We start from the raw sequence: 19,656 nt of genomic DNA, 5'->3' as shown, positions 1-19,656 counted from the left end.
CTGTCCCTCTCTTCCCTTCACACCGCCGGCGCGGCTAGTGCCGCCGGCCCCGCATACGATGACGTTGCAATCGCAAACCCTTTCCGCAGCCGGCGCCGCCAATCAGGACCTGCCGCGCGGCAATGCCGATCCGAAGGAAATCGACAAGTTCAGCGAACTGGCCCACCGCTGGTGGGACCCGGAAAGCGAGTTCAAGCCGCTGCATGAGCTGAACCCGCTGCGCCTGCGCTGGATCGACGGCATCGCCGGTCTGGCCGGCAAGCGCGTGGTCGACGTGGGTTGCGGCGGCGGCATCCTGTCCGAAAGCATGGCACGCCTGGGCGCCACGGTGCGCGGTATCGATCTCTCGACCAAGGCACTGAAGGTAGCGGACCTGCACAGCCTGGAGACCGGGGTTGCCGTGACCTATGAAGAGATCGCCGCAGAAGCGCTGGCCGCACGTGAACCGGCCAGCGTCGATGTGGTGACCTGCATGGAGATGCTGGAGCACGTGCCGGATCCGGCGTCGATCGTGCAAGCCTGTGCCACGCTGGTCAAGCCCGGCGGCTATGTGTTCTTCTCGACCATCAACCGCAACCTGAAGGCCTACCTGCTGGCCATCGTCGGCGCGGAATATGTGCTCAACATGCTGCCGCGCGGCACGCACGACTACGACAAGTTCATCACGCCGTCCGAGCTCGCGCGCTTTGCCCGCCAGGCCAGGCTGGACCTGGTGGAAATGCGCGGCATGACCTACAACCCGCTGTCGCAGGTGTATGCGCTGGGCAGCGACACCGATGTGAACTACATGATGGCGTTCCGCCGGGTGGCAGCATGAGCGCCGGCATCGCAGGGGTCTTCTTCGACCTGGACGGCACGCTGGCAGATACCGCGCCGGACCTGGCGGCGGCGGCCAACCGGCTGGTCGTCGAGCGCGGCCAGGCGCCGGTGGCCTATGAAAAACTGCGTCCCGTCGCCTCGCACGGCGCGCGTGGACTGCTGGGTGCAGCCTTCGGCCTGCGTCCGGAGGATGCAGAGTTCCCGGCGCTGCGCGATGTCTTCCTGGACTACTACGAGGCCGACATCGCGGTGCACACGCGCCTGTTCGACGGCATGCCGCAAGTGCTGGCCGCGCTCGAGGCAGCGGGCATCCCGTGGGGCATCGTCACCAACAAGATCGCCCGCTTCACCGTGCCGTTGGTCGCCGCGATCGGCCTGGCCCCGCGCGCCAGCGCGGTCGTCAGCGGCGACACCACGCCCCACGCCAAGCCGCACCCCGCCCCGCTGCTGCATGCCGCGGCAAGCGCCGGCGTCGACCCGCGCCAGTGCGTCTATGTGGGCGATGACCTGCGCGACATCCAGGCCGGCAAGGCCGCCGGCATGATCACCGTCACAGCCGCCTATGGCTATTGCGGCGACGCCGAGCCGCCCGAGACCTGGGGCGCCGACCACCTGATCCGCCACCCGGCCGAGCTGATCCCGCTGCTGTTGCCCGCCGTGGTCGCCTGATTGTGTCGCAGGGGTATCCTGGCCGTTCCCGGAACTCCCCGCGACAGCTTGCGTCCAACCGGGTACAATCCAGCTTCCTCACTGGGGCCGACCTGGTTTCGACGTGGGTTACAAAGCAGTGGAGGGCATACCGAGGACCCGTCACCTCGTTAATCAATGGGAATGCAATAACTGCTAACGACGAACGTTACGCACTGGCCGCTTAATTGCGGCCGTCCTCGCACTGGCTCGCTGACGGGCTAGGGTCGCAAGACCACGCGAGGTCATTTACGTCAGATAAGCTCCGGAAGGGTCACGAAGCCGGGGACGAAAACCTAGTGACTCGCCGTCGTAGAGCGTGTTCGTCCGCGATGCGCCGGTTAAATCAAATGACAGAACTAAGTATGTAGAACTCTCTGTGGAGGGCTTACGGACGCGGGTTCGATTCCCGCCGGCTCCACCAGAACACATTCCAAGCAGATGCAAGGAAACCAAAAAACCCTGTAGATTCAACGATCTACGGGGTTTTTTCTTGCCGGCGTGTTCCTGATTGTTCCAAGGGAATCCGGGGGTAAATGGGGGTTATTTTTGGGGTAAGATGAAGTTACGTCACCCTACATACCCCCAAATGCCACTAACAAACACGGCAATTCAGAGCGTCAAAGCAGCTGAAAAGCCGCAAAAGCTTTTCGACGGTAATGGCCTGTTCCTGCTTGTCCCCACGACGGGGGGTAAGTGGTGGCGCCTCAAGTACCGGTTTGGGGGTAAAGAGAAGCTGCTATCGCTGGGCACATACCCCGAAGTTTCCCTGAAGGAAGCGAGGGAGCGTCGTGATGCCGCCAGAAAGCTCCTGGCCGATGGAGTGGACCCAGGTGATGCCCGGAAGGCAGAGAAGCGCACGGCGCGGTTAAACGCAGAAAACTCCTTCGAGGCCGTCGCGCGCGAATGGCACACAAAGTTCTCACCGGACCTCTCGGAGTCTCATGCCAAGCGCAACCTTCGCCGTCTGGAGGTTCACGTCTTTCCGTGGCTCGGAGGCCGTCCGATCGCTGGCATCGAGCCGCCAGAAGTGCTGGACGTCCTTCAGCGAATCGAGAGAAAGGGCACGATCGAAACTGCTCACCGAGTTCGTGTGCTGATCGGCCAGGTCATGCGCTATGCGATTGCCACCGGCCGCGCCACCCGTGACGTCAGCGCGGACCTCCGCGGCGCCCTTCCGCCTGCCAAAGTAAAGCATCACGCCGCGGTCACAGAGCCGAAGCAGATCGGCGGCCTGTTACGCGCAATTGATGGTTTCGAGGGAACGGCCGTGGTTGGCGCAGCCTTACGACTTGCCCCCCTGCTCTTTCAACGCCCGGGAGAGCTGCGCCAGGCAGAGTGGTCAGAGATCGATCTCGATGGAGCGATGTGGACCATCCCATCAGCGAGAATGAAGCGCAAAAAGGCCGCGAAGGAGTCCGGACGGGACCACCTGGTACCGCTCTCAAAGCAGGCCGTGGCCATCCTCCAGGAACTCCACCCGCTCACCGGCCAGGGCAGGTTCGTCTTCCCGAGCCTACGCGGGCCTCAACGCCCGATGAGTGACATGGCGCTGAGCGCAGCATTCAAACGGATGGGCTTTGATTCCGACACGGCCCTACCCCATGGATGGCGCGCGACCGCCAGGACGTTGGCTGTCGAGGCCTTGTCAGTCCCTGCCGAAATTGTCGAACTGCAGCTGTCGCATGAGGTGCGCGACAGCTTGGGCCGCGCCTATAACCGGACGCAGTGGCTTGACCAGCGACGCGACCTCATGCAACGCTGGGCTGATTACCTGGACTCCCTGAAGGCTTTAATTCCTCAAGCTTGAGGCCCCACGCATATGAGCGAACCGGACTACCAATACTGGGCCACGCTGGACACATGGAACATGACAGAGGCCGCGCTATTGCTCGATGGGAAAGATCCCCTTGAGCACAAGAGCAATGGCCCTGCCGTCCGCAACGGCGACCCAGAGTATGAACGCGCCAACAAGATCTGGAGCATCTTCCACCGCACGAAATGGGAGCAGCTCTACGGCGCCGGGATCAAGAAGGAAAAACTGCCACCTCGATGGCTCGTCTCGGTCGCCAAGCAGAAGGGGCTCGAGGTACCCCCGCAGCTCTTGCTACATTTGCGGGGCGATGCGAGCGATGAGGCCACCACCGCAGAGGAAGTAACTTCCGGCGCCTCCACCAAAGAGCGCAACACCATGCTCAAGCTCATCCTCGGTCTCGCCCATGCCGGGTTCAACGTTGACCTAGACGGCAACAAGAACCCCAAGGCAAAGCAAATGCGCGAGGCCCTGGAACGATGCGGGCTTGGACTGGACGATGGCACCATCAAGAAGTATCTCGACGAAGCGCGACAGCTGCGCCGGCGCCTACTGGCGGAATGAGACTCGACAAACTAAGCGCGCCGGTGCGTGTGGATAAGTGTGAATGGGTGTGGGGGCGTGTGGGGCTGTGTGGATGTGTTTTCCCTCGTTCCGGGAGCACCAAACCACCCGGAAACGCGCGCCACATAAAGAACTGCGCCCGATTTGATATTTCTCGCAGCTAGTCGGACAGTAGCCGCCCTCGCAACACTACGATCACTGCCATGTTCCGGGATGTGCCCGGGCAATCCAGTCAGAGGGAAACATGGCAGAAGGCACCCGTTCCGCGCAGACCATCCTGCGCCGCAAGCAGGTAGAGCAAGAGACTGGGCTTTCGCGCTCGACGATCTACGCCCGCATCAAGCTCGGAACCTTTCCCGCACCGATCCCGCTCGGTCCGCGTTGTGTAGGCTGGCGCCGCGGCGCCATTGATGCTTTCCTGGACAATCCGGCCGGCTATCAAACAACCCAAGCCTAATGCTACCGGCTGCGGGGCTTCGCCTTAGATCCTTCGCGGTCCGCGCTCCCCTCTTCGGCAAGTTTCAGCAATTGAGCGACCTGCTTGTCCAACTTCCTCAGATGGGACAACACATCGCCTCCGCCTGCCTCAAAGCTTCCCGCCAAGCGATTGACGATCTCGGCGTTCAGCGACTTGCTAGTGGCGTCGGCGGCCGTTTGCAGCGCTTGGTGCAGGTCCTTGGGGATGCGCAGCGTAATGCGCGTGTAGCGATCATCGTCCATGACCGAATTACACCATTTTGGTGTCAAAAAGTCTTGACACCATTTCAGTGTCAATCTAACATCCCTACAAATGACACCAAAACAGTGTCAACACGGAGAAGCTGATGCCAGAACCGAAGGCGCCGTTTCAGCTGAGGCTTGCCAGCATCGCGGTCAAGCGACAGCTTGAAGAACGCGCAAAACGCAACCTCAGGTCTCTCAACGCCGAGATCAACGCCAGGCTCATTGAGAGCCTGGAAAATGAAAACGCCTCGGGCGGCTGCAACCGTCCCGAGGCGCTGAATACGAAGTGAACCCAGCTAAAGGAACACATCATGAGAAATGTTAGCACAGCGCTCGCGCAGCGCAAGGTCAATTCGGTTATTGCTCCGGTCGTTGCGTTTCCACGCGCGAAGCCCCGTCACAAGACTTCGAAGATCACACTAGAGGCCGAAATCAGAAGACCGGGGGAGGCAGCAATCCGCCAACTTATTGCCGGTGAGAAGAAGTCCGAGTTCCCGAATCGTTCTGCGATCGCCAGTGCCGAGGACCTCCTCGCCGACCTCGAATTGCTGCCTCCCGTAGCGCACGTCCCTCACGAACAGTTTGTCATCTTCGCCAACGGCATCGCCGCGGTGTCGAGACTGATAGCACTCAATCTGGCGCAACGTCGCCCGGACATCGACGCCATCTCACAGGCATCCTGGCTGATCGCAGACCTTGCCAACGTGGTTGAGGACGAGCTCGATCAAGGCGCCTGACCACGCAGCCAAGGGACGGCAGTGAACTTCTACAAGCGACACATCGGTGACTACATCAAGGACGCCGCACACCTGACGCTGCTTGAGCACGGCATCTATGCGCGGCTGATGGATGTCTACTACACACGCGAGTCCGGGATTCCCGATGGCCAAGCCGCGCGTCTGATCGGTGCCCACTCCAAGGTCGAGCAGCAGGCCGTGCAGAACGTGCTCGCCGAGTTCTTCTGCCTCGTCGACGGCGTGTGGACGCAGAAGCGTTGTGAGGCCGAGATCCGGGCCGCGAATGCACAGGCAGAGGCGAACCGAAGCAATGGAAAAAGGGGAGGCAGGCCGAAGCGAAGCGATACCGAACAAAAACCCAATGGGTTTCCTGCGGGTTCTGATTCGGAAAGCGAAAAAAACCTTAGCCAGACTCCAGACTCCAATACTAAAGAACCCCCCATACCCCCCAAGGGGGGCGAAGACACTCCTGACGCAGTACCAGGCAAGCCAAAGCGCTCGGCGATAAGCCTGAAAGCCTACCTGCATGCCAGCCGGGAAACGGGCGTGAAACCCATTTCCGAGACTGACCCGGTATTCGATTACGCCGAACAGGCCGGCATTCCGCTCGAGTTCCTGCGCCTGCACTGGCTCGAGTTCAAGGCCCGCTATAGCCAGCCCGATGCGAAGCGGTACAAGGACTGGGCCGCGGTACACCGCAAGTCGGTGCGCGGCAACTGGTTCCGGCTGTGGCGCATCGCAAGTGACGGCACCATTGCGCTAACCACGGAAGGCGAGCAGGCTCGCCGTGTGCACGCGGAGGCCGCATGAACGCCCCCATGGAACCTATCGGCGCCGATGAGCGCCTGACCGCGGTGCCGTCCGAGCATGCCGTGCTTGGTGCGCTGCTGCTGGACAATGACTGCCTGGAGCGGCTTGGCGACCTGCACGCCGAGCACTTCTCAGTGGGCGACCACCGCGCCATCTACGCCGAGCTGTTGCGCCAGATCGCAGACGGCAAGCCGGTGGATGCCATCACGGTCTACGAGCGCTTGCAAGCGAAGGGGCAAAGCGCCGCAGACTTAGGCTACATCATGGCGCTCGCACAGAACGCGCCAGGCTCAGCCGGCGCGGCCCGTCACGCGGCCATCATCCGCGAGCGCGCCATCAGGCGGGCACTGATTGCGCTGGGCGGCGAGGTGGCCGACGACGCGCGCACCTCGATCGACGATGCGATGACCGTGATTGACCGGGCTACCAGTCGCCTCGATACGCTGGTGCAGGCCCGCGTGCGGCGTGAGCCGGAGCATGTGAGTGCGGGGTTATCGGGGTACGTGGACCTGCTGATGCAGCGCGAAGAAGGGGGCACGCGCGCTATCCCGACCGGCTTCACAGACGTGGATGCGCTGCTGAACGGGGGCGCGCGGCGGGGCGAGTTGATCGTTGTCGCGGCACGCCCGAAGATGGGCAAGACTGCGTTTGCGTTGGACGTGGCGCGCAACGTTGCGCGGGACCATCAGGTGGCCGTGTTATCGATGGAAATGCCCAGGGCGCAGCTGCACGACCGCAACATCGCAGCGCTGGGACGGATTCCGCTGCCGCACCTGATCTCCCCGCGCCAGATGACGACCGAAGAAGGCAACCGACTCACGCACGCGATAGGCGTGTACGAGTCGATGGGGCTGTGGATTGACGACCAGGGCGGGCTCAAGCTGCTGGACGTGCGCATGAAGGCCAAGCAGGTGAAGCGCAAGGCCGGGCTGGACTTCCTGGTCATCGACTACCTGCAGCTCATGGAGGGCGAGGGCGACAATCGCAATGCGCAAATCGAGGGAATCACGCGCGGGCTGAAGTCGCTACCCTGACGACGCCCCCCCCTCTTAAGGAGGGCTGGCCATTGACGCGGCCAAACCGTGAAATGGAAGGTCAATTAGACCGCTTACGAAGAGAGAAGGCATGGGGGAAGGCGCTATGAACGAATTTCACGCAGCCGTCGTAGGACTGCTTGATAAATCAATGTCTGCCAGCGACAGCGCTGCGCCAAATGACACACAACAGGCGACCCCGACGTCCTCAAGCCCAACGCCACGCGATCTGATCATCTACGCCGGCCAAATTAATCGTCAAGGCTATGAAGCGCTCTGTGAGCAGTTGAAAAATCAGAACAGCAGTAAGGCGCTGCTGATTTTGACGACACCGGGCGGCGACCCACATGCTGGGTTTCGAATCGCGCGTGCACTCCAACACCACTACGACTCCTTCGACGCCCTGGTTCCCTGGCTTTGCAAGAGCGCTGGAACCCTAGTGTGCATCGGCGCTTCGCATCTCTACCTCGACGACCAGAGCGAACTCGGGCCGCTCGATATTCAGATCAAGAAGGATGACGAGTTGATCGGGCGCAACTCGGGCCTGGATATCTTGCAGGCCGTTAACTACCTGCAGGCTCAGGCGATGGCCGCATTCCGCACTTACGTGGCAGAGCTAACACACGGCGCAGGACTCTCCACGAGAGTGGCTTCGGACATCTCATCGAAACTGGCCACAGGCCTGTTCTCGCCGATATTTGCCCAACTTGAGCCCACCCGTCTTGCCGAAATGCAAAGAGCCACAGACATCGCCTTCGCTTACGGCACTCGACTCAATGAGAAGAGCCAGAACCTACGAGCCAACGGGCTTAGCCAACTCGTCGCCGGCTACCCTTCCCATGGATTCGTAATCGATCGAAAAGAAGCCAAAACGGTGTTCATTAACGTCAGCAAACCGGACGGAATCCTATTGCAGATCAGCGCCGCTCTGTATAGTATGACGAAGCCGAATGTCAATGCGGATGCGCCGGTGGTATTGTTGATCCCACAAGGTAGGGCAGCAACCGCGGCAAATGCTGACAAACAAGGAGAGACAGATGAGAACGTACCAGACTCCTCCGGAGGTTCGTCAGGCCATGCAGAAAGCCAGCCTTCGCGCGGCGCAGACGGCGAAACAGGTGAACAGCGCAGCGGGATCGCATAATTCGCTGCGGCCCGCGCAAGTGCCATCCGTCAACATTCCGGCAATTTCTAAACTGTTGGCGCAGTTGTGATACCTGGCACCCCCAGCCACGCTTACCAAAGCCCACCGCAGCGTGGGCTTTTTTATAGCCTGAAGTTACTTCGCCATTCGAGCTTAATCAGCCAGATCGGGGGGTACATCTGGGGGTAACAAAGATAACCAACGCCAACTTCTTCGTTAAAAAACAAACGGTTACCGAGAAATTTGGGTGGACGCCGGCTCCACCAGTATTCAGTCCGATGCAGCACCTGCAGGTCTAGAAACCCGCGATAGCCGAAGGCTTCGCGGGTTTTTTCTTTGGCAGCGGATACCCCGCCATCTGTTTTCCAGGACGGTAACCAAATCGCACCGCAGCCTTTGCAGTTGTTTACAGTCATGTCCCCAGCCCTGGCCTACGCTGGAATCGCTGCAGGCCGGGCCATGCACGGCATCAGCATCACAGTGCTCCACAGGCGGACGCCTGGCACCGGCTCCCCGTTGCCAGGCCCTTTCTCCACGCCGGCGCGACCGCACATCGTCCACAAGAAACGGAGTTGGCGATGCCAATCAAGTCCATCGAGGTCATCCTCACCCGAGACGCGCAGTGGGCCCTCGAATACGACCCCGACAACCCGGGACCGGTCTACCCGTCACGCGATGCCGCGATTGCCGCAGGCCTGCAGCTGGCGATGACCCACGATGCCGTCCTGACCATTCATGGCATCAATGACAAATCGGACGCGTTCGATTTCAGGGAATTGCACGTCCCTTTGCTCCATTGATGGTTGGTGCTGTCAGCGCGCAGTGGAAAGCAACATCCCCAGAATTGGGGATGCCCGGATCGCGTAGCGGCGCCATCATGGTATGCGGGCGTACTGCGACTCGCCCGCTACCACTTGTGGCCCTCGTCCTCCCTGGCCGAGGGCTCTTTCTTTGGGTGACGCACCGGTACAACGCAGCGTCACCGGGAAGCGCCGCCGGCGCCGGGCGCCGCGCGCTATACCCCCAGCGCCCGGCCATCGCTGCGCGGGTCGTGCGCGCCGCTAAGCTGCCCGCCGGTATCGATCCGGATCGCGCCCGGATGACCGGCCAGCTGGCTTTGCGCAGGGATCGGGCTCAGTTGATGGCCGCGCGCGGCAAGCTCGTTGAACACCGGCAGGCCGGCATCCTGTTCCAGCTTGAGGCTGTCGCGGCTGTCCGAGAAGGTCTTGCCCAGCAGGAAGCGCGGGCGGCGCAGAGCCGTCAGCGGATCCATGCCGTAGTCGATCATCCGTGTCAGCACCGCGGCCAGTGTCTGCGGCTGGCCGTCGGCGCCTTGCGTGCCGTACAGCAGGTGCGGCCGGCCCTGCTTGAGGTAGATGCCGGGATTGAGGGTATGGAATGGCCGCTTGCCGCCGCGCAGCACGTTGGGGCTGGCGGGATCGAGGCTGAACGATGCGCCGCGGTTGTGCCAGAGCACCCCCGTGTCGCCGACGACCAGGCCGCTGCCCCAGTCGAAATAGACGGTCTGCAGCATGCTCACGCAGCGGCCCTCGCGGTCGGCGGCGCCGATGTAGACGGTGTCGCCGGGCTTGAACACATGCGGCCACGCCATGGCGCGGTCCATGCGGATGCGGCGCGCGTGGGCGTCGAGATTGGACCTGGACAACAGCCGCTCCAGCGGCACGTCGACAAAATCGGGATCGGCGACGTAGCGGTTGCGGTCCAGGAACGCCAGCTTCACGGCCTCGACCAGCAGGTGGTAATAGTCTGCGCTGCCTTCCTGGATACCGGACAGATCGAACCGGTCGAGGATGCCCATGATCTCCAGCGTGGTCACGCCTTGCGTGGGCGGACGCAGGCCGAGCAGTTCGCCGTCGCGGTAGGCCACGCGCAGCGGCACTTCTTCGCGCGCCTGGCAGCGCGCCAGGTCCTGTTCGCGCAACGGCGAGCCGGCCTTGGCCAGCCCGGCGGCAAGGCGACCGGCGAGGTCGCCCTCGTAGAATTCGCGCCCGCCCTGTGTCGCCACCCGGTCCAGGGTGCGGGCCAGCTCAGGCTGGCGGAACATTTGGCCGGGCCTGGGCATGCGCCCGTCTGGCATGAAGACCTGTCCGAAGCCATCCCAGCCTGACAGGTCCGCCGAGCGGAACTCCTGCCAGAAGCACTGTGACGGCGTGACCGGGAATCCGTTGGCGGCGTACTCGGTGGCCCGCGCCAGCAGCGCCGACCACGACTGCGTGCCGCCCCACTGGTCCCGGCTGAAGGCAAAGGCGCGGTCCCAGATCGCAACGGTGGCGGCGGCAGTGAGTGCCGCTGCCGGGCCCCGCAGCGGAATCGTGCCGGCATAGCCCGAGGTCTCGGACGCCGCCTGGCCGATGCCGGAGAACGTGCGCACATTGCCGCCGCGGTCGCTGACCACCAGGAAGGCGTCGCCCCCCAGGCCGGTAAAGTGCGGGTATGTCACGCTCAGCACCGCGCCGATGGCAATCGCCGCCTCGATGGCGTTGCCCCCGGCCTTCAATACCTCCAGCCCCGCCTGGCTGGCCAGTCCATGCGGGCTGGTGACCATGCCCGCGGACGAATGCGCCAGCCCTGCGCGCCCGGATTGCGCCGGCTCCTGCGCCAGTTCCTGGCCGACGGCAGGCAATATGGTGCTGCCCGCCAGCGCGGCCGAGCCGGCCAGGAATGCCCGGCGCGACGTGCCGGTGCCGCAAGGATCCACTTCACCCAGAAATTCCATACCCACTTCCCCCGGATACGCGCGGCCGGCCCACGCTGGCAGCCGCGATAACGATTCGATGATGGCGCCGGGTCATGCTGCGCCTGGCACGCAAACCCGGCAGGACGCGTCGGCTCAGGTCTCGGTCTTCCAGCCTTGCCATGGGCGTTCGGCAACGGATTCCGGTGCCGCGTAGTGATGCTTGGTCCAGGCATAGGCCGGTCCGAGCGCATTCATGGCGATCACCGCGCCAAGCGCGACAACGGGATCGCCCGGCACCGGGCCGAAGCCGCCGAACAGCGTGGCGAAATACGAGGCAAAGCCAAAGAACATGCCGGGGATGAAGCGCAGCGTGACGAACACGCGAGCGAGATACATCATCGAAGCGTTGAGCGCGAACAGGATCACCATCTCCGCCACGATCAGCGCTGGCCCGGAGAACTGCTCGGCCGCCTGGCGGAAGCAAAGCACGATGACAAAGGCAAAGAGCGAGCCCACCGGCAGTGTCGGCCAGATCTTCTTCAGGTTCTCCGGCGTGGGACCGCCCATGGCAAAGGTCGCGGCCCAGCTGATGAAGATGGCCCATGGCGGCAGGTGCGAGGCATGCGCGGCGATGGGAACGGTTGTGATGGCAAGCAGTGAAGCCACGACTTCGGCGGGCAGCTTTCTCATGATCGACTCCTTGATGGACGGGGAACGGGCATTGCGGTCAGTGTGGGCAGCACCGGTGCCGATGGATCTCGCAGCGATGCTGCGTGACTACGGTGATCTTGCCGCGCTTGACCACCCACAGCCGCGGCGGGATGTCGATCAGCGCATCGGCCACCTGGAAGGTATCGAGCACGACCAGGTCAGCCTGGCGCCCGACCTTGAGGCCATAGGTGTCGTGCAGGCCCATCGCGCGCGCGGCGTTGTGCGTGCCCATGTCGAGCACCGCGAGCTGGTGCTCGGGCACGCCGAACTGGGCCACGTGCGCCAGCATGTTGCCGATCTGCAGCATGTCGGCCTTGCCGAACGGCGTGAAGGCGTTGCGGATATTGTTCGAGGAATACGCCACGTTGACGCCGCCGCTGTGCAGGGCCTTCACCGGCGCCAGCCCGCGGCGCTGGTTCTGGACGTCCTTGCGGCCGCCGAGATAGAGATCGGTGGCGGGCAGCGTGACGATGTTGATGCCGGCCTCGCGGATCTGCTCGATCAGCGGCTGCAGCTGCGCCGCGTCAAGCGCGCCCAGGCTCGTGACATGGCCCAGCGACACGCGCCCCTGGTAGCCGGCTTCGATGGTCTTCTGCGCGATATATGACACTGCGGCAAAGCGCTGGTCGCCGGTGTCGTCGGCAAAATCGGCATGCATGTCGACCGGCGCGTCATAGCGTTGCGCCAGTTCGAAGACCATGTCGATATGGCGCATGGTGTCGGCCCAGCTCAGCTCGTTGTACGGGCAGCCGCCGACCACATCGGCGCCCATGTCCATGGCTTCTGTCAGCAGCTCGCGGGTGCCCTGCGATTTCAGGATGCCCTCTTGCGGGAAGGCCACGATCTGCAGGTCGAGCAGATCGTGGTACTCCGATTTCAGTTCAAGCAGCGTCTCCACCCCGATCAGCCCCTGGATCAGGTCGACATCGGGATGCGCGCGGATCGCCACCGTGCCGTTCCTGACCGCCATGTCCAGCACCTGGCGCGAGCGGTCCAGCACATCCTGGCGCTGCTGCTTGCTTTTCAGGATGCCGGTGACGCGGATGGCTTCGTCCAGCGTGCCGAAGCGTGCCGGCAGGCGGCGGTGCAGCAGAGCCTTGTCCAGGTGCAGGTGCGCTTCCACCAGCCCCGGGATGACCGCGCGGCCGCCGGTCTCGATCACTTCATGCGCCGGCACGTCGATGCCGGGCTCGATGGCGGCGATACGGCCGTCGCGGATGGCGATATCGGTCAGGGGCGCGTCGTCGCATACACAGGCGTCCCGGATCAGCAGGTCCAGCTGCATGGCTTGTCTCCTCAGGTCTTGTTATGCAGGCGAAGTCAGGGCTTCGCTACCTGAAGCGTAGGTGCCGGGGCGGCATCACTACATCAGGATTGGCTGAATTCGACCTAAGGATTTTCCTAGACGCACCGCAGCAGACTAGGCCGCGTCCCCGGCTTCGGCGAGCAGGCCGTGGCGGATGGCGTAGTGCACCAGCCCGGCCGTCGAAGCGATATCCATCTTGCCGAGAATGTTGGCCTTGTGGGTGCTTACCGTCTTGGCGCTGAGCGACAGCGCCGCGGCGACCTCGTTGATGCCCAGCCCCTCGGCCAGCATCTGGAACACCTGCAGTTCACGCGCCGTCAGGCGTGCATGCGGCAACATGGCATCGGGCTGCCGGGCCTGGCTGAGGAGCTTGTCGGCAATCGCCGGCGAGACCGCGGTACCGCCGCGCGCCACCTTGCGGATGGCACCGAGCAGCTGGTCGGACTCCACATTCTTGGTCAGGTAGCCAGCCGCGCCCGCGCGGATAGCCTGCACCGCATATTGCGACTCGCGGTACATGCTCAGCACCAGGATCGGTAGCGCCGGATAGCCGGCCCGTATCTGCTGGATCAGCAGGATGCCGCTGCGCCCCGGCATCGACATGTCCAGCAACAGCACGTCCGGCGTCTGCGCGCGCAGCAGCGCCAACACTTCGCAGCCGTCGGCGGCTTCGGCCACCACCTGCATGTCGGGCACGGTGGAGAAGATCTTCTTGAGCCCGTCGCGGATGATGGTGTGGTCGTCGGCAAGCATCAGGCGGATCATCTTGCGCCTCCGTTGCCGGCAGTGCCGGCATTGGGGATCTGCGCCTCGACCCGGGTGCCGCCGCCCTTCTCGCTGGTTACCGCCAGCTTGCCGCCCAGCATCAGCGCACGCTCGCGCATCCCCAGCAAACCCAGGCTGCGGCGATGCCCGGCCCTGGACGCATCGATGCCGCGGCCGTTGTCGGCAACCACCAGCCGCAAGGTCCCGCCGGCCGCGCTCAGCTCCACCCGCACGCGATCGGCGCGGCCATGGCGGCAGGCATTGGTCAGCGCTTCCTGCGCGATGCGAAAGACCGCGGTGCTGAGTTCGGCGCTGAGCTCGCCGACGGGCTGCAGCGCCAGCTCGCAGGCGATGCCGCCGCGCTCGGAAAAAGACTCGGCCAGCCACTCGATCGCCGCGGTCAGCCCCAGCTCATCCAGCAGCGGCGGGCGCAGGTCTGCCGCGATGCGCTGCACCGCGTCCACCGTCGAATCCGCGATCTGCTTGAGCATCTGCAAATGCTTGCGGCACGCGTCGCCGGCATCGGGGCCCTGCTGCGCTTCGATAAAGCTGAGTCCCAGGCGCAATGCCGTCAGGGACTGCCCAAGCTCATCGTGCAGCTCGCGTGAGATCCGGGTGCGCTCCGCCTCGCGCACGGACTGCAGGTAGGCGGACAGCTCACGCAGCTGCGCGCGCGATTCCAGCAACTCCTGCTCGGAGCGCTTGCGGTCGGTAATGTCGCGCGAGATGCCAACCGTGCCGACGACCGCGCCGTCCTGGCCCCGAATCGGCATCTTGATGGTATCGAACCAGCGCAGGCTACCGTCCTGGCCGTGACGGCATTCCTCATAACGCCGGCGGACGCCGCTGGCCACCACCGCCTTGTCGGTGTCCAGGTAGACCTGTCCCCATTCCTCCGACCACACCTTGTCCGGCGTGCTGCCCAGAATCTCGGCCTCGGACCGCCCGCATGCGGCCATGAAGGCGTCATTGACCAGGACGTAGCGGGAGCCGGCGTCCTTCAACCAGGCCTGGTCCGGTATGTTGTTCAGTATGGCCCGCTGCAGGTCGACATACGTATCCATGACTTCTCCTTGCCGGGCTTTTGCCTTGTCGGCAGGCGCCCGATTCATGACGGGCAAGAATTGATTCATGCCTTGCACGCATCAGACCGCATGGCCTGCCTGCAGCCCCTCGCAGACTATAGCCAGCAACCGGCGGCAATGCGCTTGTCGTTTTCCTCAATGGCTGCACGAAAGCGGGAAGTCCGGATCACAGAGCCTTGCGGCACGGTGTGGTTCATGGGGTTGTTGGGCAGTTCTTCCGTTCCGGTGGCATGAAATCTCTGACCCAGATTTAAGGCAAGCCTTATTGCTGCCGGGAATGCGCCACACGTATCGTAGTAGCGCAACTTTAACCGGCATGCCGGAAAGCCGGAAAGCCGGAAAGCCGGAGGGCCGCACAACCTGGCCGTTTGTGCGCGCCGCACATGCCATCACCGCGAGCCCTGCCATGAACGGAAAACAGCTAATCAGCACCCTGCGCCACTGGCTGGTGGTACTTGCATGCTTTGCGGTCCCGCATTTGGCTCATGCGGCCTGCAGCTCCACGCCGGCGATGCCATATCTGCAGGCACTCAGCAACATGGCAGTCGCCGCCAACCTCGCCGTCGGCAGCACCATTCCCGGAACAGTGCATTACTACTCATTCAGCGGCACCTGTACCAACGTGCCGCCGTACGTGGTGGCCGGCGCTCCCATCATCTCCTGCTACTACGGCAGCGGCACTGAAGTCATGCCCGGCGTCTACTCCACCGGAGTCGCCGGCATCGGCATCCGGCTGCGCAATGCAGCGGGCCAGCCCATGACCAACGCAGCCGGCTTGAACTGCGATACCCGCAGCGCAAACCTTGGCTACCTGGACGCCAGCCTGAACTATTCGGTGTCGGTATCGGTGGAATTCGTGAAGACCGGGACGATCACTTCAGGCAATCTTGATCCCACCCAGACCCGCTTCGGCTTCGGCGTCTACAAGGGCAGCACGGCAGGGGGACTGGGTGGCGTCGACAACTATATCGGCTTCAGCGGCAACGTGACACCGCGGGAAATTGCCTGCAACACCAACTATCCCCCCGTGGTCAACCTGCCTGCAATCAGTGCCACGACGCTCGCAAACCAGGGCGCGGGCGGCAATACGCCCTTCGCCATCCAGCTGACCTGCAGTGGCGCGGCGATTGTTGGCATGACACTGGACGGGGCCATAGGCACGCCGGTAGCCTCGGCCGCGAATGGCATCCTTGGTATCGTCACTGCCGGGACGGGCGGCATGGCCAGCGGCGCAGGCGTGCAGATCGTCAATGCGAGCGGCACCGAGCCTGTACCCCTGCAGGTGCGCAATGCGATGGGCAACATCACGGCCAACGTCCCCGCCACATACCGCTTCGGCGCGCGCTACATCGGCCTTGGCGGCACGCCCTCCCCGGGGACGGTATCAAGCGCGATGATCTTTACCATGGATTATCAGTAGCGCGCACGGAAGCCGCACGGCGAAGGACTACAATAGGCGGTTGCAGTCCTTGAAGGCTTTCGCCATGTCTGACCATCCCCGCTTCACCATCAACCGTTCCATGGTCGCGCTGGTCCCGGAACAGCCGTTCCTGGACTGGATCCAGGCGGTCGATCCCCAGCCGGTGGCCGGCCTCACGCTAGAGCAGGTGCGCGAGGACCAGAGCGTGTTTCTGCTGCCGGAAGAGCTGGCCGATACGCACGACAACGCCTTGCGCTGGGTCGAGAAGCGCTGGCAGGAATTCTTTGAATTCATGCTGGGCGAGTGGTTCGATGACTCGATGTGGCCCGAGGAACTGTCGCTGCAGATGTTCCGCGAGTGGTTCAGCGTGCGCTACCACTCGATGGTGTTCGACATGGCGCCTGACGTGCCGGTCATGCACGATGACTGGGACGACGAAGACGACGCATCCGAGATGCTGCACTAGGAACAAGGATCAGGAACCCGGCCGGCAGCGCGCCGGCCCGGGTCTCGGCGTCGCCAGCGACGCCTCAGAGGAAGCGGTCGAGGATCTTGCGGCTGTGCTTGTCCAGCGCCGTCAGGTCGCGGATCAGGTAGTGGATGCCGTGCGTGTCCGATATCAGCAGCGTGCTGCCGGCCAGGCGCCGGATTGCCTCTTCGCCGCGCAGCACCAGCTCGGTCTTGCCGCGATCGGTTTGCACCGTCCACACGCTGGGCGTGGCGTAGGTCGACACGCTGACGATACGCTGGATCTCCGGCATGAACTCGCGCGAGGCGAGTTCCGCTTCGATCATGTCGCGCTCTGCCTGCGGCACATCCTCCAGCCGCGGAATCCACACCACCTCATGCCCGTCGGTGCTCATCAGGCCGATGCCGCCCTGTGGCGCGGAAATCGGGAAGGCGCGCACCGGCACCACGCCTTCGTGGACGGTGCCGTCTTCGGCGATCAGGACCAGGCGGCCAAAACGATTGCGATCTAGCGTAAACATGGGTGTCGGCGTGGTGGCGGGAACGTCATTGGGCATTGGCGGCCTCCGGCGTTTCGATCGCTTCGTCTTCGCCGTCCTCGGTGTCGACATTGCGCGCCTGCGCCTGGTACAGCTTGTAGTATGCGCCTTCGCGCAACAGCAGCTCATCATGGCTGCCGACTTCGACGATCTGGCCGCGGTCCATCACCACCAGCCGGTCGGCCTTGCGCAGTGTCGACAGGCGGTGCGCGATGGCGATGGTGGTGCGGCCCTGCACCAGGTTGTCGAGCGCCTTCTGGATTTCCTTCTCGGTGGCGGTGTCGACCGACGAGGTGGCCTCGTCCATGATCAGGATGCGCGGGTTGATCAGCAGCGCGCGCGCGATCGAGATGCGCTGGCGCTCGCCGCCTGACAGCGCCTGGCCACGCTCACCGACCAGCGAGTCATAGCCGTGCGGCAGGCGCAGGATGAACTCGTGCGCATGCGCGGCGCGCGCGGCGGCGATGATCTCCTCGCGCGTGGCGTCGGGCTTGCCGTAGGCAATATTGTCGGCAATCGTGCCGAAGAACAGGAACGGCTCCTGCAGCACCAGGCCGATATGGCGGCGGTACTCCGACACCGGCAGCGAGCGGATATCGACGCCGTCGACGCGGATCGCGCCCTCGGAAACATCGTAGAAACGGCAGATCAGGTTGACCAGCGTGCTCTTGCCCGAGCCGCTGTGCCCCACCAGGCCAATCATCTCGCCCGGCTCGATCGACAGGTTCAGCCCGCGGATCACCGCGCGGTTGCCGTAGCGGAAGCCCAGGTCGCTCATGTCGATGGCGCCTTCGACCTTGTCCAGCTTCGCCGGGCGCACCGGCTCCGGCACGCTCGACACATGGTCGAGGATGTCGAAGATGCGCTTGGCGCCGGCAGCGGCCTTCTGCGTCACCGAGACGATCCGGCTCATCGAATCCAGCCGGGTATAGAAGCGGCTGATATAGGTCAGGAACGCCACCAGCACACCCACCGTGATGGCGCTGTGCGACACCTGCCAGATGCCGAACACCCACACGATCAGCAGGCCGATCTCGGTCAGCAGGGTCACCGTCGGCGTGAACAGCGACCATACCGCGTTGACGCGGTCGTTGATCGCCAGGTTGTGCTTGTTGGCCTCGCGGAAGCGCGACACCTCACGCTTTTCCTGGGCAAAGGCCTTGACCACGCGGATGCCGGGGATGGTATCGGCCAGCACATTGGTGATCTCGGACCAGATCCGGTCGATCTTCTCGAAGCCGTGGCGCAGGCGGTCGCGCACCAGGTGGATCATCCAGGCGATGAACGGCAGCGGCACCAGCGTGACCAATGCCAGCCACGGGTTGATCGACACCAGGATCACCGCCGTCATGAGGATCATCAGCACGTCGGTGGCAAAGTCCAGCAGGTGCAGCGACAGGAAGACGCAGATGCGGTCGCTTTCCGAGCCGATGCGCGCCATCAGATCGCCGGTGCGCTTGCCGCCGAAGTATTCCAGCGACAGCTTTAGCAGATGTTCGTACGTAGTAGTGCGCAGATCGGCGCCGATACGCTCCGATACGCGCGCGAGCAGGTAAGTGCGCGCCCACCCCAGCGACCAGGCCACCAGCGCCGCCCCCAGCAATCCCGCGAGGTACAGACGCACCAGCCCGTAGTCGATCGGCACCCCGTTCTGGAACGGGATCAGCACCTTGTCCATCAGCGGCATGGTCAGGTACGGCGGCACCAGCGTGGCCGCGGTGGACAGCAGCGTCAGCAGGAAGCCCGCCAGCAGCTGCCACTGGTACGGCCGGGCAAAGCGCCACAGGCGCAGCAGCGCCCAGGTCGACGGCGGGGTTTCCAGCTCCCGGCTGCATTGGGGGCACTGTTCCTCGTCCGGCGGCAGCGGCGCCTTGCAGGTCGGGCACAGCACTTCGCCCGCCCCGCCCGCCGGGCGCGCGCCGGCGGCATCGCGCTGGAATTCGAACTGGTCGGCCAGCCGCAGCGCGGCCGGATTGTAACCAAGCGTGTATCGCCAGCTCGCCAGCCGGCCTTCTGGACCGCTCAGTTCCAGCGCGCCCACGCCCGCGTGGTCGGTGTGCGACAGGCGCAGGGAGGTCCCGATGCTCCATTCCCGCACATTTTTTTCACCGGGAGCCCGGGCAACGATGCGCTGGTCGGTCACAACCAGCCACCCTTGGGTAAAATGCAGCTTCGCGTCGAGGTCCAGAGCCAGTCCGGCCAGGACGGTCTCGCCGGGTCGGAGCCACGATCCGGATTCGGTACGCCAGGGCTCGTCGGCAGCAGGGGCGGTAGGGACAGGCAGGGAGGACTGGGTCATGGATGGCGCGGCGTGCGTCCAGGGGGTACGGACA

The 19,656-nt window shown here is 63.8% G+C and carries 22 protein-coding genes and 1 other RNA gene; 14 read left to right on the top strand and 9 right to left on the bottom strand.

Annotation, left to right across the window (positions count from 1 at the left end; all coding sequences use genetic code 11):
* The first annotated feature begins 58 nt into the window (after positions 1-58).
* From ubiG to AC3WQZ_RS06650, 6 genes are all read left to right on the top strand, one after another.
* The gene (gene ubiG / locus AC3WQZ_RS06675; protein WP_010812965.1) at positions 59-817 is read left to right on the top strand and encodes a bifunctional 2-polyprenyl-6-hydroxyphenol methylase/3-demethylubiquinol 3-O-methyltransferase UbiG; all 759 of its coding nucleotides are present in this window, start codon (positions 59-61) and stop codon (positions 815-817) included.
* Positions 814-1,488 carry a phosphoglycolate phosphatase gene (gene gph, locus AC3WQZ_RS06670; RefSeq protein WP_010812966.1) on the top strand — a complete coding sequence of 225 codons (675 nt, stop codon included), beginning with the start codon at positions 814-816 and terminating at the stop codon, positions 1,486-1,488. The genes ubiG and gph overlap by 4 nt, the downstream gene beginning before the upstream one ends.
* 83 nt (positions 1,489-1,571) lie before the next feature.
* Positions 1,572-1,930: a transfer-messenger RNA gene (gene ssrA / locus AC3WQZ_RS06665) on the top strand.
* A gap of 165 nt (positions 1,931-2,095) precedes the next feature.
* A complete protein-coding gene (locus AC3WQZ_RS06660; RefSeq protein WP_492300225.1) occupies positions 2,096-3,316 on the top strand; it encodes a tyrosine-type recombinase/integrase in 1,221 nt (406 codons plus the stop codon).
* Between the two features lie 12 nt (positions 3,317-3,328).
* Positions 3,329-3,883, top strand: a complete 555-nt coding sequence (locus AC3WQZ_RS06655; protein ID WP_492300223.1) for a hypothetical protein — start codon at positions 3,329-3,331, stop codon at positions 3,881-3,883.
* A gap of 244 nt (positions 3,884-4,127) precedes the next feature.
* The gene (locus tag AC3WQZ_RS06650; protein ID WP_492300221.1) at positions 4,128-4,340 is read left to right on the top strand and encodes a helix-turn-helix transcriptional regulator; all 213 of its coding nucleotides are present in this window, start codon (positions 4,128-4,130) and stop codon (positions 4,338-4,340) included.
* 2 nt (positions 4,341-4,342) lie between these two features.
* Here AC3WQZ_RS06650 and AC3WQZ_RS06645 read toward each other — a convergent pair whose 3' ends face one another.
* Complete coding sequence (locus AC3WQZ_RS06645) at positions 4,343-4,603, bottom strand: toxin-antitoxin system HicB family antitoxin (protein WP_492300219.1); 261 nt, start codon at positions 4,601-4,603, stop codon at positions 4,343-4,345.
* A gap of 104 nt (positions 4,604-4,707) precedes the next feature.
* Between AC3WQZ_RS06645 and AC3WQZ_RS06640 the strand changes: the two genes are divergently transcribed.
* From AC3WQZ_RS06640 to AC3WQZ_RS06620, 5 genes are all read left to right on the top strand, one after another.
* Positions 4,708-4,896, top strand: coding sequence for an Arc family DNA-binding protein (locus AC3WQZ_RS06640; RefSeq protein ID WP_492300217.1), 189 nt, complete (start codon positions 4,708-4,710; stop codon positions 4,894-4,896).
* A gap of 21 nt (positions 4,897-4,917) precedes the next feature.
* Positions 4,918-5,343, top strand: coding sequence for a hypothetical protein (locus AC3WQZ_RS06635; protein ID WP_492300215.1), 426 nt, complete (start codon positions 4,918-4,920; stop codon positions 5,341-5,343).
* Positions 5,344-5,364: 21 nt separating this feature from the next.
* On the top strand, positions 5,365-6,153 hold the full coding sequence (locus AC3WQZ_RS06630; RefSeq protein ID WP_492300213.1) for a YdaU family protein: 789 nt from the start codon (positions 5,365-5,367) through the stop codon (positions 6,151-6,153).
* On the top strand, positions 6,150-7,187 hold the full coding sequence (locus AC3WQZ_RS06625; RefSeq protein ID WP_492300211.1) for a replicative DNA helicase: 1,038 nt from the start codon (positions 6,150-6,152) through the stop codon (positions 7,185-7,187). Before AC3WQZ_RS06630 ends, AC3WQZ_RS06625 begins: the two co-directional genes overlap by 4 nt.
* 106 nt (positions 7,188-7,293) lie before the next feature.
* The gene (locus AC3WQZ_RS06620) at positions 7,294-8,331 is read left to right on the top strand and encodes an SDH family Clp fold serine proteinase (protein WP_492300209.1); all 1,038 of its coding nucleotides are present in this window, start codon (positions 7,294-7,296) and stop codon (positions 8,329-8,331) included.
* 122 nt (positions 8,332-8,453) lie between these two features.
* Here the strand turns inward: AC3WQZ_RS06620 and AC3WQZ_RS06615 are convergent, their stop codons facing one another.
* A complete protein-coding gene (locus AC3WQZ_RS06615; protein ID WP_492300207.1) occupies positions 8,454-8,747 on the bottom strand; it encodes a hypothetical protein in 294 nt (97 codons plus the stop codon).
* A 162-nt stretch (positions 8,748-8,909) separates the two neighbouring features.
* On the opposite strand from AC3WQZ_RS06615, the gene AC3WQZ_RS06610 reads away from it, so the two are divergent.
* Positions 8,910-9,131, top strand: coding sequence for a hypothetical protein (locus AC3WQZ_RS06610; RefSeq protein ID WP_010812967.1), 222 nt, complete (start codon positions 8,910-8,912; stop codon positions 9,129-9,131).
* Between the two features lie 215 nt (positions 9,132-9,346).
* Here AC3WQZ_RS06610 and AC3WQZ_RS06605 read toward each other — a convergent pair whose 3' ends face one another.
* The 5 genes from AC3WQZ_RS06605 to AC3WQZ_RS06585 form a co-directional block, all read right to left on the bottom strand.
* Entirely contained in the window at positions 9,347-11,068 is a 1,722-nt protein-coding gene (locus AC3WQZ_RS06605) for a gamma-glutamyltransferase family protein (RefSeq protein ID WP_010812968.1), read from the bottom strand.
* 114 nt (positions 11,069-11,182) lie between these two features.
* Positions 11,183-11,719: a DUF1097 domain-containing protein gene (locus AC3WQZ_RS06600; RefSeq protein ID WP_492300205.1), complete on the bottom strand. Its 537-nt coding sequence runs from the start codon at positions 11,717-11,719 to the stop codon at positions 11,183-11,185.
* Positions 11,720-11,756: 37 nt separating this feature from the next.
* Positions 11,757-13,025, bottom strand: a complete 1,269-nt coding sequence (locus AC3WQZ_RS06595; RefSeq protein ID WP_492300203.1) for an amidohydrolase family protein — start codon at positions 13,023-13,025, stop codon at positions 11,757-11,759.
* 135 nt (positions 13,026-13,160) lie between these two features.
* Positions 13,161-13,811, bottom strand: coding sequence for a response regulator (locus AC3WQZ_RS06590; RefSeq protein WP_010812971.1), 651 nt, complete (start codon positions 13,809-13,811; stop codon positions 13,161-13,163).
* Positions 13,808-14,875: a sensor histidine kinase gene (locus tag AC3WQZ_RS06585; RefSeq protein WP_058696973.1), complete on the bottom strand. Its 1,068-nt coding sequence runs from the start codon at positions 14,873-14,875 to the stop codon at positions 13,808-13,810. Before AC3WQZ_RS06585 ends, AC3WQZ_RS06590 begins: the two co-directional genes overlap by 4 nt.
* A 337-nt stretch (positions 14,876-15,212) precedes the next feature.
* On the opposite strand from AC3WQZ_RS06585, the gene AC3WQZ_RS06580 reads away from it, so the two are divergent.
* Entirely contained in the window at positions 15,213-16,316 is a 1,104-nt protein-coding gene (locus AC3WQZ_RS06580) for a fimbrial protein (protein WP_492300201.1), read from the top strand.
* Positions 16,317-16,380: 64 nt separating this feature from the next.
* A complete protein-coding gene (locus AC3WQZ_RS06575) occupies positions 16,381-16,782 on the top strand; it encodes a hypothetical protein (protein WP_010812974.1) in 402 nt (133 codons plus the stop codon).
* 64 nt (positions 16,783-16,846) lie between these two features.
* Here AC3WQZ_RS06575 and AC3WQZ_RS06570 read toward each other — a convergent pair whose 3' ends face one another.
* Both AC3WQZ_RS06570 and AC3WQZ_RS06565 read right to left on the bottom strand, forming a co-directional pair.
* On the bottom strand, positions 16,847-17,341 hold the full coding sequence (locus tag AC3WQZ_RS06570) for a cyanophycin metabolism-associated DUF1854 family protein (RefSeq protein WP_010812975.1): 495 nt from the start codon (positions 17,339-17,341) through the stop codon (positions 16,847-16,849).
* Entirely contained in the window at positions 17,331-19,622 is a 2,292-nt protein-coding gene (locus tag AC3WQZ_RS06565; RefSeq protein WP_492300199.1) for a cyanophycin metabolism-associated ABC transporter, read from the bottom strand. The genes AC3WQZ_RS06570 and AC3WQZ_RS06565 overlap by 11 nt, the downstream gene beginning before the upstream one ends.
* Between the last annotated feature and the right edge of the window lie 34 nt (positions 19,623-19,656).

It is taken from the genome of Cupriavidus sp. FW305-26, assembly GCF_058787975.1.
The sequence above is the reverse complement of the archived record's forward strand: the minus strand, read 5'-3'. Positions and strand labels throughout refer to the sequence as shown.

Coding starts and splice junctions, on each gene's coding strand:
- AC3WQZ_RS06620 (WP_492300209.1), top strand. CDS start 7,294: ATGAACGAATTTCACGCAGCCGTCGTAGGACTGCTTGATAAATCAATG.
- AC3WQZ_RS06645 (WP_492300219.1), bottom strand. CDS start 4,603: ATGGACGATGATCGCTACACGCGCATTACGCTGCGCATCCCCAAGGAC.
- AC3WQZ_RS06615 (WP_492300207.1), bottom strand. CDS start 8,747: ATGACTGTAAACAACTGCAAAGGCTGCGGTGCGATTTGGTTACCGTCC.
- AC3WQZ_RS06600 (WP_492300205.1), bottom strand. CDS start 11,719: ATGAGAAAGCTGCCCGCCGAAGTCGTGGCTTCACTGCTTGCCATCACA.
- gph (WP_010812966.1), top strand. CDS start 814: ATGAGCGCCGGCATCGCAGGGGTCTTCTTCGACCTGGACGGCACGCTG.
- AC3WQZ_RS06610 (WP_010812967.1), top strand. CDS start 8,910: ATGCCAATCAAGTCCATCGAGGTCATCCTCACCCGAGACGCGCAGTGG.
- AC3WQZ_RS06565 (WP_492300199.1), bottom strand. CDS start 19,622: ATGACCCAGTCCTCCCTGCCTGTCCCTACCGCCCCTGCTGCCGACGAG.
- AC3WQZ_RS06570 (WP_010812975.1), bottom strand. CDS start 17,341: ATGCCCAATGACGTTCCCGCCACCACGCCGACACCCATGTTTACGCTA.
- AC3WQZ_RS06660 (WP_492300225.1), top strand. CDS start 2,096: ATGCCACTAACAAACACGGCAATTCAGAGCGTCAAAGCAGCTGAAAAG.
- AC3WQZ_RS06625 (WP_492300211.1), top strand. CDS start 6,150: ATGAACGCCCCCATGGAACCTATCGGCGCCGATGAGCGCCTGACCGCG.
- AC3WQZ_RS06590 (WP_010812971.1), bottom strand. CDS start 13,811: ATGATCCGCCTGATGCTTGCCGACGACCACACCATCATCCGCGACGGG.
- AC3WQZ_RS06585 (WP_058696973.1), bottom strand. CDS start 14,875: ATGGATACGTATGTCGACCTGCAGCGGGCCATACTGAACAACATACCG.
- AC3WQZ_RS06635 (WP_492300215.1), top strand. CDS start 4,918: ATGAGAAATGTTAGCACAGCGCTCGCGCAGCGCAAGGTCAATTCGGTT.
- AC3WQZ_RS06650 (WP_492300221.1), top strand. CDS start 4,128: ATGGCAGAAGGCACCCGTTCCGCGCAGACCATCCTGCGCCGCAAGCAG.
- AC3WQZ_RS06655 (WP_492300223.1), top strand. CDS start 3,329: ATGAGCGAACCGGACTACCAATACTGGGCCACGCTGGACACATGGAAC.
- ubiG (WP_010812965.1), top strand. CDS start 59: ATGACGTTGCAATCGCAAACCCTTTCCGCAGCCGGCGCCGCCAATCAG.
- AC3WQZ_RS06605 (WP_010812968.1), bottom strand. CDS start 11,068: ATGGAATTTCTGGGTGAAGTGGATCCTTGCGGCACCGGCACGTCGCGC.
- AC3WQZ_RS06595 (WP_492300203.1), bottom strand. CDS start 13,025: ATGCAGCTGGACCTGCTGATCCGGGACGCCTGTGTATGCGACGACGCG.
- AC3WQZ_RS06640 (WP_492300217.1), top strand. CDS start 4,708: ATGCCAGAACCGAAGGCGCCGTTTCAGCTGAGGCTTGCCAGCATCGCG.
- AC3WQZ_RS06575 (WP_010812974.1), top strand. CDS start 16,381: ATGTCTGACCATCCCCGCTTCACCATCAACCGTTCCATGGTCGCGCTG.
- AC3WQZ_RS06580 (WP_492300201.1), top strand. CDS start 15,213: ATGCCGGAAAGCCGGAAAGCCGGAAAGCCGGAGGGCCGCACAACCTGG.